This is a genomic window from Roseomonas chloroacetimidivorans (genome assembly GCF_049629625.1).
Lineage (GTDB): Bacteria > Pseudomonadota > Alphaproteobacteria > Acetobacterales > Acetobacteraceae > Roseomonas > Roseomonas chloroacetimidivorans.
The window spans coordinates 307,117-321,677 of record NZ_JBNBZS010000003.1; the positions used below are offsets into that span (position 1 = coordinate 307,117).

Genomic DNA, 14,561 nt, shown 5'->3' on the forward strand with positions numbered 1-14,561 from the left:
CCTCCGATCTTTTCCGGAGGTGCAGGCCGGCAGGCATCGGCCTCGGTCAGGCCTGATCCTGCAGAGGCAGGTCCAACTGCCGCTCGCGGCGCCGGTCGAGCGCGGTCATCGCCGGTGTTACCGTCGTGCCGTGCAGGAAGACCGAGATGAGGACAACGGTGGCGACCGTTGCCCAGAGGGTTCCGGCGGCCTGGAACTCCGCATGACCCAGGGCGAAGGCAAGATAGTAGAAGGAACCGAGGCCGCGAATTCCGAAGAAGGCAATGGTTGCCCGCTCCTCGGTTGGACGGCCGGTGCCCCACAGGGCAATCCAGCCGGCCAGCGGACGGACAACGAAGATTGCGACAACCGCGAAGACGACAACCCGGATGTCCACCGCCGCCAGCAGCCCGCCTGCCGCCACGGCGCCACCAAGCAGCACGAGCAGTGCCATCATCAGGAGGCGTTCCAGCTCCTCGGCAAAGTCGTGCAGCTTCTTGTGGTACTCGTGCCCGGGCTCCGAGGCGCGGAGCACGAGGGCGGCGACGAAGACGGCGAAGAAACCGTAACCGCCGACGAGCTCCGTCGCCCCATACACCAGCAGCGTGACTCCCAGCGCGACGAAACCCGCCCCGGTGCGGGACAGATTGGCCCGGTTCGGCATGTGGAACATCGCCCAGGCCAGGCCGCGGCCAAGCAGGTAGCCAGCCGCCGTGCCCGCCGCGATCTTCCAGAGCACGGCATAGGTGAACCAGCTCCACCAGCCCTCGCCGCCGCGGTCCCCGCCCGCAAGCATGACGGCCAGCAACACGAAGGGGAAAGCCAGCCCGTCGTTGAGCCCGGCCTCGGAGGTCAGGGCGAAGCGGACCTCATCCTCCTCCCCGGAGCGCGGCGGCCCGACCTGAACGTCGCTGGCCAGCACCGGGTCGGTCGGCGCGAGGCAGGCCGCCAGGAGAAGGGCGGCCGCTGCTCCAAGGCCAAGCAGCAGATGCGCGGCGACCGTCAGCAGCACGATCGTCAGCACCATCCCCGGTCCCAGAAGGCGCCAGGTGATGTTCCAACGCCGCAGAGCGAAGGGCCGGTCAATTTTCAGCCCAGCCCCCATGAGGGAGATGATGACGACGAGCTCCGTCATCCGCTCCGTCACCGAGCGGTACTCTGCGGGGTCCGGCGGCCCTCCCGGAATGGGCAGCAGCCCAAAGATCGCTGCGCCGATGATCACGCAGGCAATGGGCAGCGAGAGCGGAGCCTCCTTCAGCAGCATCGGCAGCCAAGCCGTGAGGAGGATGAGGCCGCCGAGGCCAGCGAGGACGAGGATATAGGGTTCCAACGGTGCCCTTCCGTGCGGCAGTCCGGGGTTAGCCCGCGGAACACCCGGGGCGGGATGCCCGGGCTTTGCTCCTTAACGCGGAGCAGTCCGGATCGGCTGGCCCCGAATTCGCGCTGCCCGCCCGGGCTTTCCGACCGCCTTCCTGGCCGCAAAGCTTCCGGGAACGCCCTGCGGGCGCCTCGCTCATCGCCTCATGAGCCGCGGATGCGATGTGGGCCGCAGCGGGAGTGAGTCACTCTCCGGGTCGGATCGAGGCAAGTCGCCTGTCGGGAGCGATTCTGACCCAGAAGAAGTCGCTCAGGCATCGCTCCAAAATCTGCTTTCGACCCGAGTTGGCAGCACGCCGCAGATGAATGTCGCGCATCCTTGTGACGCAACGCCGCCCTGGTGCCTGTGTTCCCCGCCTGGGCAACTCTCCCATGACACAGGGTTGAGAAAGGAGGGCAGCAATGAGCCAGGGCGACACCACCACCGACCACAAGGTCATCAAGGAATGGATCGAGGCGCGCGGCGGGCGGCCGAGCGTGGTGGCGGGGACTGAGGGAGACGACGGGGAGGGAATTCTGCGCGTCGATTTCGGGCCCAAGGAGGACAAGCTGGAGGAGATCTCCTGGGACGAGTTCTTCCAGACCTTCGAGGACCGGAAGCTGGCTTTCCTGCACCAGGACAAGACGGCGGACGGGAAGGAGAGCCGCTTCTTCAAGTTCGTGCGGCGCTGAGGGCGCCGCGGGCGCCCGGGGCGCCACTGGCGCCCGGGGTGGTGGGCCGCCGGGGAACCGGCGGCCCTTCTTCTTGTCAGGCCGTGATGTTGAAGATGTAGTCCCCGCTCTGGCCGGAGAAGCCGGTGTAGTTCGGGGCGGTCGGGTCGTCGCTGCCAGTCGGGATGTGGGCGTAACCCGCGACGGCGAAGTAGTAGTCGCCGGTTGCCTTTGCCGTGAAGGTCAGGGTCAGGTCGGGGTAGCCCTCGTCCGGGTCGTCGCGGTTGTCGTCCCAGTTCAGGGCGAGGAACTGGCCGTTGGCGTCATAGACCGAGATGTTGGTGCGGGGCTGGTTGATCGGATCCGAGGTGGTGAAGGCCTTGATGGTCTGGCCCTCGGTTAGGGAGACCTTCCAGATGTCCACGTCGTCCGGCAGGTCGATCGATGCGCTGGCGGTGAAGCTGCCATCCGCGAGCTCGCCGGGGGCGACGACATTGGCGCCGGCGAAGGTGGCATCCGTGTCAGGGTCGGAGAGGGTGATCGTCTTATCCTCGAAGACGAGGCGCTCGACGTTCACCAGGCGGTCCTTGCCGTCGACGATGTCGTATTCGCTGGAGGGCTGGCGCAGGTCACGAACAGTGGTGACGCCGCTGGAGGATATGGTGATCTGGAAGTCGGTGGAGTTGCCACGGAAGACCGCGTAGTCGATGCCGTCGCCGCCATCGATGGTGTCGTTGCCGCCGCGTCCGCCGCCGATGCGCGCGTCGCCATAGATGATGTCAACGCCGTCGCCGCCATAGAGGCGGTCATCGCCGTTGCCGCCGTCGATCGTGTCGTTGCCGGCCTCGCCGTGGAGGGTGTCCTTGCCGTCGCCACCCTCGATGCTGTCGTCGCCGGTGCCGCCATAGGCGGTGTCGTCGCCGAGCCAGCCATTGATCTGGTCGTTGCCTTCGTCGCCGTAGAGCCGGTCCTTGCCGCCGCCGCCGAAGATGGTGTCGTTGCCGAGACCGCCGTGGATCTCGTCCTTGCCGGGGTCGATGTTGAACTGGTTCTCGCCCTCGAAGCCGCCGACGAGGTAGTCGTCGCCCTCGCCGCCGTAGATCTTGTCACTGCCGAGGCCGCCGAAGATGACGTCGCCGCCGGCTTCGCCGTAGAGGCGGTCCTTACCGTTGCCTCCGGTGAAGAAGTCGGCGCCTGCACCTGCGTAGACGACATCGTTGCCGTCCAATGCGTCGAAGCGGTCGTCTTCGTCGCCGTAGGTGAGCCTGTCCTTACCGTTGGTTGGGGTGGGCATGGCGTTCCTTGTTTGATTTTTTGAGTCGCACCGATGGTGCAGCGGCCTGGAAGCAGGCGGCCGTCCAACAACGCGCAGGTTGCATCAATTTGCGTCACTCATTCAGGGCCAAACGAATTATTTTTAATCCGTTCTTAATCTCATTTTGGGTCTGTTCTGGACGGCACTGGAGGGCCGGCCGGCGGGAGGCGGCGGCGCTTGCCGGGGCATGATTCCTGCCGGTAGCCTTCGGAGTGTAGGGCTGGGGACATGGCCCGGGGACGGCGGCCGGTCACGCGCATCCGATAACGACAGGCGGGGATGGCGTGATGATTCAGGGAATGCGCGGCGTGCTTGGGCGCGCGATGGCAGGCGTTGCGCTGGGGCTGGGGCTGGCGGGGGGTGCCTGGGCGCAATCGCCGGGCTCGGACACGATAGGGGCGATCCGGGCGCGGGGTTCAGTGCTCTGCGGGGTGGCCGGCGGTGTGGCGGGGTTCAGCCTGCCGGACAGCCAGGGGGTGATGCGCGGGCTGGATGCGGATGGATGCCGGAGCGTGGCGGCTGCGATCCTGGGAGATGCGAACAAGGTCCGGTTCATCAACACGACGACGCAGACGCGGTTTACCGCGCTGCAGTCGGGTGAAGTGGACATGCTTGTGCGGAATACGACCTGGACGCTGGGGCGCGAGGCAGCGCTGGGGCTCGAATTTGCGAGCATCAATTTCTATGACGGCACTGGGTTCATGGTGAAGACGGCGTCTGGCGTGGCCTCGGTGCGGGGGCTGGATGGCGCGACGGTGTGCGTGCAGCCGGGATCCACGACGGAGCTGAACCTGACGGACTATTTCCGTCTGCATGGTATGCGGTTCCAGCCGCTGGTGATTGAGAATCTGGAGGAGCTGCGGGCGGCCTTCATCGCCGGGCGGTGCGATGCCTTCACGACGGATGCGTCGTCGCTGGCCTCATTCCGGTATGCGCAGGGGGCGAATGCCGATCAGTATCTTCTGCTACCGGAGATCATCTCGAAGGAGCCGCTGGGGACAATGGTCCGGAAAGGGGACTGGAAGTTCTTCGACATCGTGCGCTGGGCCCATTTCGCGCAGGTGGCGGCGGAGGAGCTGGGGATCACGAGCAAGAACTGGGAGTCGTTCCGGGGCAATCCGAACCCGGAAATCCAGCGCTTCATGGGCGCCACGGGGGATCTGGGGAAATCGCTGGGGGTTGAGCCGGACTGGGCCGTGCAGATTATCCGGCAGGTCGGCAATTTCGGTGAGATGTGGGACCGCAACATCACGCCGCTGGGCGTGCAGCGCGGGATTAACAATTTGTGGACCAAGGGTGGGCTGCAATACGCGCCGCCCATGCGGTGAGGTGGAGGGTTCGGGGGGAGGCAGCTGTGCCTTCCCCCGTGGTGGAAGCAGACCACCCGAAGCGGCGATGCAGGGCGTTGCTCAGGAGAAGGGTTGCGACGCCCAGGATCACCGCCGTGGTCACGGGATGCTTGTTGGCCTCGACGTAGAAGCCTTTCTGCGCGGGGGATGGGGTTCGTGGATGCCTCGCTCATCCCGGCGCGCGGTTGCTGTCACAGGGCAATGCCGCTGCCGGCGCCGGTGCTGACGATCACCCGCTCCGCGAAGGGCTCCGGGAATAAGGGCGTGAAGAAGCCCCCGTCCGGGGAGGATGCTGCGCTGCGCAAGGGCTAGGCGGTCCTTGGCCTATGTGACTTCCCACGGGGCTGTGTTGGGGAGCGTGGGGTGTTTTGCGGCCCGATCGGTCTGTGCGGTGGAACGCGGCGCGAGGTTGCGGGTTATGCGGGTAGCGTCCGTTTCGAGTGGCGGCACGTCTGAATTCTGCCGGAGGCCTGGGTCATGCCGCCCTTTCATATGCTGCCCTTCGCGATGCTGGCGTTGGTTGGCGGGCTGGTTTCGGGCTGCGCGGGGCCGTCGCCCTTCACCGGCGACTACCAGCGACGGGTGGCGGGCAAGGTTTATGTCGTGACAGGCGCGTCGAGCGGGTTCGGGCGCGGGGTTGCGGTCCGGCTGGGGGCGCTGGGGGCAAATGTGGTGCTGGCGGCGCGGCGGGCCGCGGTGCTGGAGGAAGTGGCGGCCGAGGTGCGGGCCGGGGGCGGCCAGGCCCTGGTGGTGCCGGTGGATGTGGCCGATGCCGAGGCGGTGGAGCGGCTGGCGCGGGCTGCGGTGGAGCGCTTCGGGCGGATCGATGTCTGGATCAACAACGCGGCCGTGGCGTCGATCGGCCGGTTCGAGGAGATCCCGGTGGCGGATCACGCGCGGATCGTGGATGTGAACCTGAAAGGCGCGATGTTCGGGAGCCATGCGGCGATCCGGCAGTTCCGGCAGCAGGGCGGCGGGGTGCTGGTGAACATCTCCTCGGTCGAGGGGCATGTGCCGATGGCCTATCACGCGAGCTATGCCTCGACGAAGGCGGCGCTGCTGGCGCTGGGCGCGGCGCTGAACCAGGAGATGCGGCTGGCGCGGATGTCCACGATCAAGGTGGCGTCGGTGCTGCCCTGGGCGGTGGACACGCCCTTCTGGGAGCATGCCGGGAACTATACCGGGCGCGTCTCGGAGGTCGCGACCATGGATGGGCCGGAGGAGGTGGTGGAGGCGATCATCCGGGGCTCCGTCTATCCGGTGAAGGAATATGCGGTGGGATTGAAGGCGCAGGCGGCGGTGCTGGGGAGCCAGATCTGGCCCGGAGCGGCGGAGTATTTTGCCGCGGAGCTGGTGCAGCGGTCCCAGATCGAGAGGGCGCCGCCGGGGCCGATCACCGCGGGTTCGGTGCATGAGCCCACGCCCGAGGGCACGGGGGTGGATGGCGGCGTGCGGGCGCGGATGGCGGGGGAGCGGCGGTGAGGGGCTGGCGGCGTGCCGGCGGGGGCGACGCCCCGCGGCCATGCCTGAACAGCGCCTCCCGTAACGCATTGGGGCGCTTTTGCAGCGCTGGTGGGGTGGTCGGCGTTGCCTTGTGGCTCGTGGAGGTGCGCGTGGGTTCGGCTGAGCGCAAAGGCTAAGTCCGAAATGGACCCGATCGAGGCTGAAGCCCAGCCTGGCGTCGTGATGCCTGGCGTCGTGATGCCTGGCGTCCTTGCCGGCGGCGGCGAGATGGGCGCGCGGATGCGTGCCTTTGATTGGTCGGCCTCACCGCTGGGGGTGCCCGAGAGCTGGGCTCAGCCGCTCAAGACGCTGGTGGGCGTGCTGCTCGCCTCGAAGCAGGCGATGTTCATCGGCTGGGGGCCCCGGCGCATCATGCTCTACAATGACAGCTATGCGGAGATCCTGGGGCTGAAGCATCCGGGGCGCTCGGGCAGCCCTTTGACCAGGTGTGGTCGGAGATCTGGGAGGAGGTCGAGCCCATCATGGCCCGCTGCTACGCCGGCGAGCCGATACAGATGGATGAGATCACGCTGATCATGCACCGGCATGGCCGCCCGGAGGAGACGCATTTCGCCTTCTCCTACACGCCGGTGCGCGACGAGACGGGACAGGTGGCCGGCGTCTTCTGCCCATGCCTGGAGACGACGGCCAAGGTGCTGGCCGATCGCCGGCAGGCCTTCCGGCTTGGGCTTGAGAATGAGCTGCGCGATCTGTCCGACCCGAGGGACGTCATGGCCAGGGCGGCTGAGGCGCTGGGGCGGCACCTGGACGCAGCGCAGGTCGGCTATGCCGAGGTCTGCGCCGACGGGCACGCCACCACCGGGGGAGAGTTCCATGACGGGCGCATGCCGAGCTTTCGGGCCGGCCGGTACCGGCTGGAGGATTACGGCCCGGCGATGGCGGCCGACATGGCGGCAGGCCGGACTGTCGTCGTGCACGACGTGTGGGAGGACGCCCGGACCTCCTCGCCAGATGCAATCGCCGCCTATGCCGCGATCTCTCTTCGCGCCTTCATCATCGTGCCACTCGTCAAGGCAGGACGCCTGACCGCCTATCTCTACGCTGCCCATCCCGAACCTCGGCGGTGGTCCGAAGAGGATCTCGCCCTGGTGCGGGAGGTTGCTGAGCAGACCTGGGCGGCGGTCGAGCGGGCGCGTGCTGAGGCGACACTGCGCGAGAGCGAGGCCCGCTGGCGCGCCATCTTCGAGAACATGCATGAGGGGTTCGCACTGTGCGAGATGGTCTATGCCCCTGACGGACGTGCCGTGGACTTCCGGTACATCGAGCTGAATGCGGCCTGGAAGCGGCTGACTGGCCTTCCCGTTCCCGAGAGCACCGGCCGTACGGCGAAGGAACTTTTCGGCGATATCGAGGAGTTCTGGATACGGACCTATGAGGATGTGGTCCGGACCGGCAAGCCCGTGCACGTCCAGGAGCGGATCGCCTCGATCGGCCGCTGGTACGAGGTCTTCGCCTACCGAACGGAACCGGGGCGCTTCGCTGCCCTGTTCCTGGATATCACCCAGCGCAGGGCGGATGAGGAGCGGAGGGCGCTTCTGTCGCGTGAAGTGGACCACCGGGCCAAGAACGCGCTCGCCGTGGTTCAGGCGGCGCTCCGCCTGACCAAGGCGCCAGACCTTCCGCAATTCGTGCGAACCATTGAGGGGCGTGTGAGCGCGCTGGCGCGGGCGCAAACGCTGCTGGCTGGCGATCGCTGGGCGGGCTCGGACCTGCACTCCCTTCTGCGCGGTGAGATGGCCGCATTCCTCGACACCGGGGAGGGATCGCAAGTCGAGCTGACGGGGCCGTCAGTGGTTCTGCCGGCCGATGCCACGCAGCCACTGGCGATGGCCATGCATGAACTCGCCACCAACGCGGTGAAGCACGGCGCGCTCTCCGTGCCGACGGGCTGTGTCAGGGTATCGTGGGGGCTGGAGGGCGGGCCGCCGGGAACGCTGCGGCTGCGCTGGGCCGAGGCTGGCGGGCCGGCGGTGCCAGGCCCGCCGGATCGGCGGGGCTTCGGCTCGCGGGTGTTGGAAGGCACGGTGCGGAAGCAGCTTAGCGGCAGGTTGTCGCTCGCCTGGGAACCGACGGGCCTGGTTTGTGACATCGAGGTGCCGCTCGCGCGCAAGGCTGCCTCAGCCGAGGCGATGCCATAGCGCGGCTATCGCTGCGAGCCGGGTGATCGCCGGGGGTGTGGAGGTTGGTTCCGGTTCATGCGGGATGGACGAACCGGAACCGCCGACCGGATCAATCCCGCCAGGGGTGCTGGGCCCAGAGTTTCTCGAACTCGGTGCGAAGGTTGACCAGCTCCGTCCGGAGTTCGTCGGGGCCGAGATAGCGTAGCGGCAGGGATTGCTGGGCAGCAACGCGGCGGAATTCCGGGTTCTCGACCGTGCGACGGACGACGTCGGCCAAGCGGTTGAGGATCTCGGGCGGAACGCCGGCGGGGGCGCCGAGGCCACGCATGGAGCTCTGGATGATGTCGAAGCCCTGCTCACGGAAGGTCGGGATATCGGGCATGCCTTCCCAGCGCTTGGCGCCCATCTGGCCGAGGGCGCGGGCGGTGCCCTGCTGCTGGTCGGGCAGGCCCTCGCTCATATTCACCGAGGCGAGGGTGACTTCGCGGGTGAGGAGCGCGTTCCGGGTCTGCGACGCGCCGTTATAGGGCACGTGGGTCATTCGAATGCCCGCCTGGCGGCAGAAGGCGAGGGCGGCGAGGTGGTCGTCGGATCCGACGCCCGTGGTGGCATAGGTGGCCTTTTCCGGGTTCGCCTTCGCATAGGCGACGAGATCGGCGAGGTTGTGGAGCGGGCTTTCCTTGGCGACGAAGAAGCCGCCGGGATCATCCACGACATTGGCGATCGGGGCGAAGTCGTCGAGCTTGTAGGAGGTCCGGCGCTCGATCGGCATGGTGACGATGTTGGGCGTGTTGATGAAGCCGATCGTGTAGCCGTCGGGGCGGGAGCGGGCGAGCTCGCCGAAGCCGATCTCTCCGCCGGCGCCGGCGCGGTTCAGGATGACGATGCTGCCGCCGAGCTCACGCTCCATGAACTGGGCGAGGGTGCGGGCAGCGATGTCGGTGCCGCCACCGGGCGGATAGGCGACGATCATCTGAATCGGGCGGTCGGGATAACTGGACTGCCGGCTGCTCTGCGACTGCGCGCTTGCCAGCGGAAGGGCGGCGGCTGGCAGGCCGGCGAGGAGGGCTCGACGCTTCATTTCGGGACTCCCGGATGTCACCGCTCCAGGCGGTGTTGGGAATGAGCGTGGCATGAGAACCGGTTGGACGCCACTCACCGGGCAGGCTGGGTCGGGGGTGTCCGGCTGACATGGACGTGCGCCCCGCGAGCCTGACGCGGGGTTGATGCCGCATGACACTGCCAGGGGTCCCGGCGGCAGGATGTGCCGGGGCGTTGCTGGTTGACGGCGGAAACCTTTCCGTCATGTGCAGTCTTAGTGCCGGAGGGACGGCCAATCCGAGGACGCGCCCGTGAGCTTTCTTTTCCGCCTGATGATCCTGGCGGCGTTGAGCGTCCTGCCCTCGGCCATGCTTGAGGCTTGGCGTGCCGCAGAGGATCGGCAGGAGATTCTTTCCGAAGTTCCGAGCCGGGCCTTGCGCCAGGCCGAGTTGGCGGCCGCGGAGCAGAGGCGTATCGTCGAGGGCGCGAGCCAACTGCTCACAGCCTTGTCGATGCTGCCCATCATCCGGGATAGGGACGCAGCGCGCTGCGGCCCGACGATGCGGCGTCTGCGTGAGCAGTTTCCGGCCTATACGCTGATCGGGGTGGCCGGACCGGATGGGCGGATCTGGTGCAGCAGCAGCGGCACGCCCGATGTCGATGTTTCGGACAGCGCGGCGTTCCGGCGCGCGGTGGAGGCCGAGGGGTTCATCGTCAGCGGCTATCTGCTGGGCCGCTCCACGGGCCGGCGCGTGTTGAGCTTCTCCATGCCGATTCATGACCGGGACGGGCGGCTTGCTGGCGTGCTCACGGCCGGGCTGGATCTGGAGCGGCTGGCGGCGGACCTGGCTCGGACCGAGATGCCGCCGGGCGCGACGCTGACCGTCACGGACCCGGACGGGACCGTGCTGGTCGACCTGCCGTCCGGGAAGCGTGTCGGGCAGGGACTTCCCGAACGCTTGCTTCCGATCCTTCGGGCCGTCCGGTCCGGTGTGGCCGATACGGAGTGGATCGACGGTGTCCGCCACGTGGTGGCCTATGTTCCTACGACGGCCGGCCCCGGAGCGTCCTTCCTCGTCGCGTTTGGGCTAAACCACGAGCAGTTCATGGGGGATGCCCGCCGGAGGGGCGCCAGGGCGCTGGCGATTTCGGCCGTTGTGCTGGCCGTGGCGCTGTTGGTGGCCTGGTTCTTCGCGTCCCGCTTCATCCGGAGGCCCATCGCGCGGCTGACGGCGGTGGCCGGGCGTTGGCGCCAGGGCGACCTGACGGCGCGGGCCGGGCAGATCGACCAGGGTTCGGAGATCGGCCAGCTCGGCCGGGCCTTCGACGCCATGGCCGAGGCGGTGGCCGAGCGCGAGCGGCGCCTGACCGACATGCTGGAGAGCACGACCGACGCCGTGTGGGCCTTCGACCGGGATTGGCGCGTGACCTATCTGAACCGCCGTGCCCAGGCGCGGATGAAGCGTTACGATCTACTTGGCCGGAGCGCCTGGGACGCCTTTCCCGACCTGGAGGGCGGACCGGCCTGGAGGGCGTTCCACCGGGCCATGGACGAGCGGGTTCCGGTCCAGGTTACCTTCTTCTATGCACCGCTGGCCGGGCATTTCGAGGCGAATATCTTTCCCTCGCCGGATGGCGGCGTCACCCTCTTCATGCGCGAAGTGACCGACGAGGTCCGGGCTCAGGAGGCGCTGCGGCACCTGGCCTATCACGATCCGCTGACGGGTTTGCCGAACCGGCGTGGCTTCGACGAGATGGCCGCCCAAGGGGTGGAGGGGCGCATGCCCACGGCCCTGGTGCTGCTCGACCTGGATGGCTTCAAGCATGTGAACGACACGCTGGGCCACCACGCCGGGGATGAGGTGCTGCGTGACGCCGCATCCCGGCTGGCCGGCCGGCTGGGCGAGCGGGGACGGCTGGCGCGGCTGGGCGGCGATGAGTTCGCGGCGCTGCTATTCGGGGGGAAGGGGCCCGCGGCGGGCGAGGCGATCGCGGAGGACATGCTGGCCGTGGTGGAGGAGAGGCCCTTCCCGGTGCGGGGCCGGCAGTTCCGGATCACGGCCAGCGCTGGTCTCGTCTGCGTTCCGCCGGGTCAGGCGGCCGATCCCCAAGCGTTGCTCGCCAATGCCGATCTGGCCCTTTCCCGGGCCAAGGGCGCCAGGGGTGGGGTGTGCCGGAGCTACAGATACGCGGACCGCGCGGCCTATGAGGCCCGGCGGCAGTTGGAGGATGAGCTGGGGCGGGCCGCTGAGAAGGGGGAGTTCGAACTGCATTACCAGCCGCAGGTCCGGCTTGAGGACGGGGCGCTGGTGGGGGCGGAGGCGCTGCTTCGCTGGCGGCACCCGACAGCCGGGCTTCTGGGCCCTGGCCTGTTCCTGGAGGCGTTGGAGTGCAGCCGCGACGCGCGTGCGGTGGGCGAATGGATCGTCGACGAGGCCTGCCGTCAGGCGGCGGTATGGCGGAAGGCCGGGCTGCGCCTGCGTCTTGGCGTGAACCTGTTCGGCGAGCAGCTGAAGGGAAGCGATCTGGCGGAGGTGATCGAGGCGGCGCTGGAGCGCTGGGGACTGCCGCCGGAGATGCTGGAACTGGAGCTGACGGAGAATATCGCGCTGCGCCAGGACAAGGAGGAGACGCTGGCGCCGCTGCGGGCGCTGCGGGCGCGGGGCGTCGGGATCGCCTTCGACGATTTCGGGACGGGCTTTGCCTCGCTGACCACGCTGCGGAACTTTCCGCTGACGCGGTTGAAGATTGACCGCAGCTTCATCTCCGGCCTGCCGGAGGCGGCGCATGACGCGGCCATCGTGGAGGCGGTGCTGGTGCTGGCGCGCAGCCTGGGGTTGGAGGTGATCGCGGAGGGCGTCGAGACGGAGGCGCAGGTGGAATTCCTGGCTTCAGCCGGCTGCCTCGAGGGGCAGGGCTACCTTTTTGGCCGGCCGATGCCGGCGGAGGAGTTCCTGGCGAAGGCCCTGGCGCGCGGGACAGTCCGCGGCGGGAGCGAGGTTTTGGCCGGCATGGGGGAGGAACGTGCCTCCCCCGTTCAGGCCCTGGAACAAATCGCTTCCGGGCGGGACCGTCCGGAAAGGTGAGGGCGCTCTCGCGCGTCAGGCGGCGACGAGGGTCTCGGCGAGGCTCTGGAAGAGGGGAAGGCCGTCCTCGCCGCCCATCAGCGGGTCCACCATGTCCTCGGGATGCGGCATGAGGCCGCAGATGCGGAGGTTCGGGGAAAGGATCCCGGCGATGTCCCGGGCGGCGCCGTTGCGGTTCTTGTCCGCGTAGCGGAAGGCGACGAGGCCTTCGCCTTCCAGCCGGTCCAGGGTTTCGTCATCGGCGAAGTAGTTGCCGTCGCCATGGGCCATGGGGGCGCGGAAGGTCTGGCCCTGCTGCCAGCGGCTGGTGAAGGGCGTGCCGGCACGCTCGACCCGGAGCACCGTGTCCATGGAGAGGAAGCGGAGGCCGGCATTCTGGAGGAGGGCGCCGGGAAGAAGCTGGGCCTCGCAGAGAATCTGGAAGCCGTTGCAGACGCCGAGGACATGGCCGCCCTTGGCCGCGAAGTCGCGCACGGCGGCCATGATAGGGGACTGGGCGGCCATGGCGCCGCAGCGCAGGTAGTCGCCATGCGAGAAGCCGCCGGGCAGGACGACGAGGTCGGTCCCCTTCGGCAGCTCGGTTTCGCGGTGGAAGGTGATGCTGGGCTTCTTCCCGGTGGCCCGCTGCAGGGCGATGGCCATGTCGCGCTCCCGGTTCGTGCCGGGGAAGAGGAGGATGGTCGCGTTCATTGTTGGAACACCCTGATCCAGTGGAGGCCGCCAAGCACGGCGATGGTGAGCATGGCCGCGATGGCTGCGGCGGTGATCCAGCGATCGAGATTCGCCTTGCCCCGGGCCATGAGGCCGGGGGCCCGCTGGGCGCGGCGACCGCGTGCCGTCATGGGGGGCGGCGCAGGGCGGGCGACGGCCATGCGGCGCTCGCGCCATGAGAGGAGCATCGCGATCAGGACCGTGAGCACGGTCATGATGACGAGGCTGAGCTTGATCATGGCGCTGTAACGGCCTGCCGGGCCGTCAGGCGATTTCGACGCGGAAGGATTCGATCACCGTATTGGCGAGAAGCTTGCGTGCCATCTCCTCGGCCGCGGCCTTGGCCGCGACGGGGTCGGTTTCCGCCAATTCCAGCTCGATGATCTTGCCGGTGCGGACCTCGCCGATGCCCTCGAAGCCGAGGGTGCCGAGGGCATGGCCGATGGCCTTGCCCTGGGGGTCGAGGACGCCGTTCTTCGGCATCACGAACACACGTGCCTTGGTGGTCTTGGCGGTCACTGCATGAGCTCCGGGCCCTTGAGGTCGCGGATACCGGCCTCGGGCAGGATGCCGAGGCGGCGGGCGACCTCCTGGTAGCCCTCCTCGACCTTGCCGAGATCGCGGCGGAAACGGTCCTTGTCCATCTTCTCGCCGGTCTTGGCATCCCAGAGGCGGCAATTATCGGGCGAGATCTCGTCGGCCAGGACGATACGCATCTCGTCATTCTCGTAGAGGCGGCCGAATTCGAGCTTGAAGTCCACGAGGGAGATGCCGACGCCGAGGAAGAGGCCGGTGAGGAAGTCGTTCACCCGGAGGGCGAGGGCGACGATGTCGTCGAGATCCTGCGTGCTGGCCCAGCCGAAGCAGGTGATGTGCTCCTCGCTCACCAGCGGATCCTGGAGGCCATCGTTCTTGTAATAGTACTCGACGATGCTGCGCGGGAGGCGGGTGCCTTCCTGGATGCCGAGCCGGGTGGAGAGGCCGCCGGCAGCGATGTTGCGGACCACCACCTCAAGCGGAATGATTTCCACCTCGCGGATCAGCTGCTCACGCATGTTGAGTCGGCGGATGAAATGGGTGGGGACCCCGATCTCGCCCAGCTTCATCATCAGGTATTCACTGATGCGATTGTTGAGCACGCCCTTGCCGGTGATGATCCCCTTTTTCGTGCCGTTGCCGGCGGAGGCATCGTCCTTGAAGTACTGAACGAGGGTGCCGGGCTCCGGTCCCTCGAACAGGACCTTTGCCTTGCCTTCGTAGAGCTGTCGCCTGCGGGCCATGGGGGGCTCCGAAATTCGTGCGGCCGCCGGAATCCGGGCCAGTTGGTCCGGTTCACGGCGGCGATTGAGATCTGCGTATAGCAGGGGGGGCGGGGCAGGGCCACCGCCCCGGATGCAGGGCGGCCCCG

The 14,561-nt window shown here is 67.9% G+C and carries 13 protein-coding genes; 6 read left to right on the forward strand and 7 right to left on the reverse strand.

All coding sequences use genetic code 11. From position 1 onward, the window contains the following. Positions 1 to 46 precede the first annotated feature (46 nt). A complete protein-coding gene (locus tag ACO1BU_RS03665) occupies positions 47 to 1,309 on the reverse strand; it encodes a cation:proton antiporter (RefSeq protein WP_424134537.1) in 1,263 nt (420 codons plus the stop codon). A gap of 449 nt (positions 1,310 to 1,758) precedes the next feature. Here ACO1BU_RS03665 and ACO1BU_RS03670 point away from each other — a divergent pair, with 449 nt between their 5' ends. Continuing rightward, positions 1,759 to 2,028: a hypothetical protein gene (locus ACO1BU_RS03670; RefSeq protein WP_424134538.1), complete on the forward strand. Its 270-nt coding sequence runs from the start codon at positions 1,759 to 1,761 to the stop codon at positions 2,026 to 2,028. Positions 2,029 to 2,104: 76 nt separating this feature from the next. Here the strand turns inward: ACO1BU_RS03670 and ACO1BU_RS03675 are convergent, their stop codons facing one another. Continuing rightward, complete coding sequence (locus ACO1BU_RS03675) at positions 2,105 to 3,301, reverse strand: calcium-binding protein (RefSeq protein ID WP_424134539.1); 1,197 nt, start codon at positions 3,299 to 3,301, stop codon at positions 2,105 to 2,107. Positions 3,302 to 3,609: 308 nt separating this feature from the next. Between ACO1BU_RS03675 and ACO1BU_RS03680 the strand changes: the two genes are divergently transcribed. The 4 genes from ACO1BU_RS03680 to ACO1BU_RS03695 all read left to right on the forward strand — a co-directional run bounded on the left by ACO1BU_RS03680 (position 3,610) and on the right by ACO1BU_RS03695 (position 8,333). Further along, positions 3,610 to 4,650, forward strand: a complete 1,041-nt coding sequence (locus ACO1BU_RS03680; protein WP_424134540.1) for an amino acid ABC transporter substrate-binding protein — start codon at positions 3,610 to 3,612, stop codon at positions 4,648 to 4,650. 498 nt (positions 4,651 to 5,148) lie between these two features. Further along, positions 5,149 to 6,153 carry an SDR family NAD(P)-dependent oxidoreductase gene (locus ACO1BU_RS03685; RefSeq protein ID WP_424134541.1) on the forward strand — a complete coding sequence of 335 codons (1,005 nt, stop codon included), beginning with the start codon at positions 5,149 to 5,151 and terminating at the stop codon, positions 6,151 to 6,153. A 165-nt stretch (positions 6,154 to 6,318) separates the two neighbouring features. Then, on the forward strand, positions 6,319 to 6,708 hold the full coding sequence (locus tag ACO1BU_RS03690) for a hypothetical protein (RefSeq protein ID WP_424134607.1): 390 nt from the start codon (positions 6,319 to 6,321) through the stop codon (positions 6,706 to 6,708). Further along, a complete protein-coding gene (locus ACO1BU_RS03695; RefSeq protein ID WP_424134542.1) occupies positions 6,621 to 8,333 on the forward strand; it encodes an HWE histidine kinase domain-containing protein in 1,713 nt (570 codons plus the stop codon). Before ACO1BU_RS03690 ends, ACO1BU_RS03695 begins: the two co-directional genes overlap by 88 nt. A 91-nt stretch (positions 8,334 to 8,424) precedes the next feature. Here ACO1BU_RS03695 and ACO1BU_RS03700 read toward each other — a convergent pair whose 3' ends face one another. Further along, positions 8,425 to 9,396 carry a tripartite tricarboxylate transporter substrate binding protein gene (locus ACO1BU_RS03700; protein WP_424134543.1) on the reverse strand — a complete coding sequence of 324 codons (972 nt, stop codon included), beginning with the start codon at positions 9,394 to 9,396 and terminating at the stop codon, positions 8,425 to 8,427. Positions 9,397 to 9,667: 271 nt separating this feature from the next. Here ACO1BU_RS03700 and ACO1BU_RS03705 point away from each other — a divergent pair, with 271 nt between their 5' ends. Beyond that, a complete protein-coding gene (locus ACO1BU_RS03705; RefSeq protein ID WP_424134544.1) occupies positions 9,668 to 12,442 on the forward strand; it encodes a bifunctional diguanylate cyclase/phosphodiesterase in 2,775 nt (924 codons plus the stop codon). Positions 12,443 to 12,457: 15 nt separating this feature from the next. Here ACO1BU_RS03705 and purQ read toward each other — a convergent pair whose 3' ends face one another. Genes purQ through purC form a run of 4 tightly spaced genes read right to left on the reverse strand, consistent with a single transcriptional unit; the run spans position 12,458 to position 14,433 of the window. Then, positions 12,458 to 13,132 carry a phosphoribosylformylglycinamidine synthase subunit PurQ gene (purQ, locus tag ACO1BU_RS03710; protein ID WP_424134545.1) on the reverse strand — a complete coding sequence of 225 codons (675 nt, stop codon included), beginning with the start codon at positions 13,130 to 13,132 and terminating at the stop codon, positions 12,458 to 12,460. After that, on the reverse strand, positions 13,129 to 13,392 hold the full coding sequence (locus ACO1BU_RS03715) for a hypothetical protein (RefSeq protein WP_424134546.1): 264 nt from the start codon (positions 13,390 to 13,392) through the stop codon (positions 13,129 to 13,131). The genes purQ and ACO1BU_RS03715 overlap by 4 nt, the downstream gene beginning before the upstream one ends. 25 nt (positions 13,393 to 13,417) lie before the next feature. Beyond that, positions 13,418 to 13,672, reverse strand: coding sequence for a phosphoribosylformylglycinamidine synthase subunit PurS (gene purS, locus ACO1BU_RS03720; protein WP_424134547.1), 255 nt, complete (start codon positions 13,670 to 13,672; stop codon positions 13,418 to 13,420). Beyond that, entirely contained in the window at positions 13,669 to 14,433 is a 765-nt protein-coding gene (gene purC, locus ACO1BU_RS03725) for a phosphoribosylaminoimidazolesuccinocarboxamide synthase (RefSeq protein ID WP_424134548.1), read from the reverse strand. Before purC ends, purS begins: the two co-directional genes overlap by 4 nt. Positions 14,434 to 14,561: the final 128 nt, after the last annotated feature.

Bases quoted from the DNA above. Each gene is read 5' to 3' on its own strand.
- ACO1BU_RS03670 (WP_424134538.1), top strand. From the start codon at position 1,759: ATGAGCCAGGGCGACACCACCACCGACCACAAGGTCATCAAGGAATGG.
- ACO1BU_RS03675 (WP_424134539.1), bottom strand. From the start codon at position 3,301: ATGCCCACCCCAACCAACGGTAAGGACAGGCTCACCTACGGCGACGAA.
- ACO1BU_RS03680 (WP_424134540.1), top strand. From the start codon at position 3,610: ATGATTCAGGGAATGCGCGGCGTGCTTGGGCGCGCGATGGCAGGCGTT.
- ACO1BU_RS03685 (WP_424134541.1), top strand. From the start codon at position 5,149: ATGCCGCCCTTTCATATGCTGCCCTTCGCGATGCTGGCGTTGGTTGGC.
- ACO1BU_RS03690 (WP_424134607.1), top strand. From the start codon at position 6,319: ATGGACCCGATCGAGGCTGAAGCCCAGCCTGGCGTCGTGATGCCTGGC.
- ACO1BU_RS03700 (WP_424134543.1), bottom strand. From the start codon at position 9,396: ATGAAGCGTCGAGCCCTCCTCGCCGGCCTGCCAGCCGCCGCCCTTCCG.
- purQ (WP_424134545.1), bottom strand. From the start codon at position 13,132: ATGAACGCGACCATCCTCCTCTTCCCCGGCACGAACCGGGAGCGCGAC.
- ACO1BU_RS03715 (WP_424134546.1), bottom strand. From the start codon at position 13,392: ATGATCAAGCTCAGCCTCGTCATCATGACCGTGCTCACGGTCCTGATC.
- purC (WP_424134548.1), bottom strand. From the start codon at position 14,433: ATGGCCCGCAGGCGACAGCTCTACGAAGGCAAGGCAAAGGTCCTGTTC.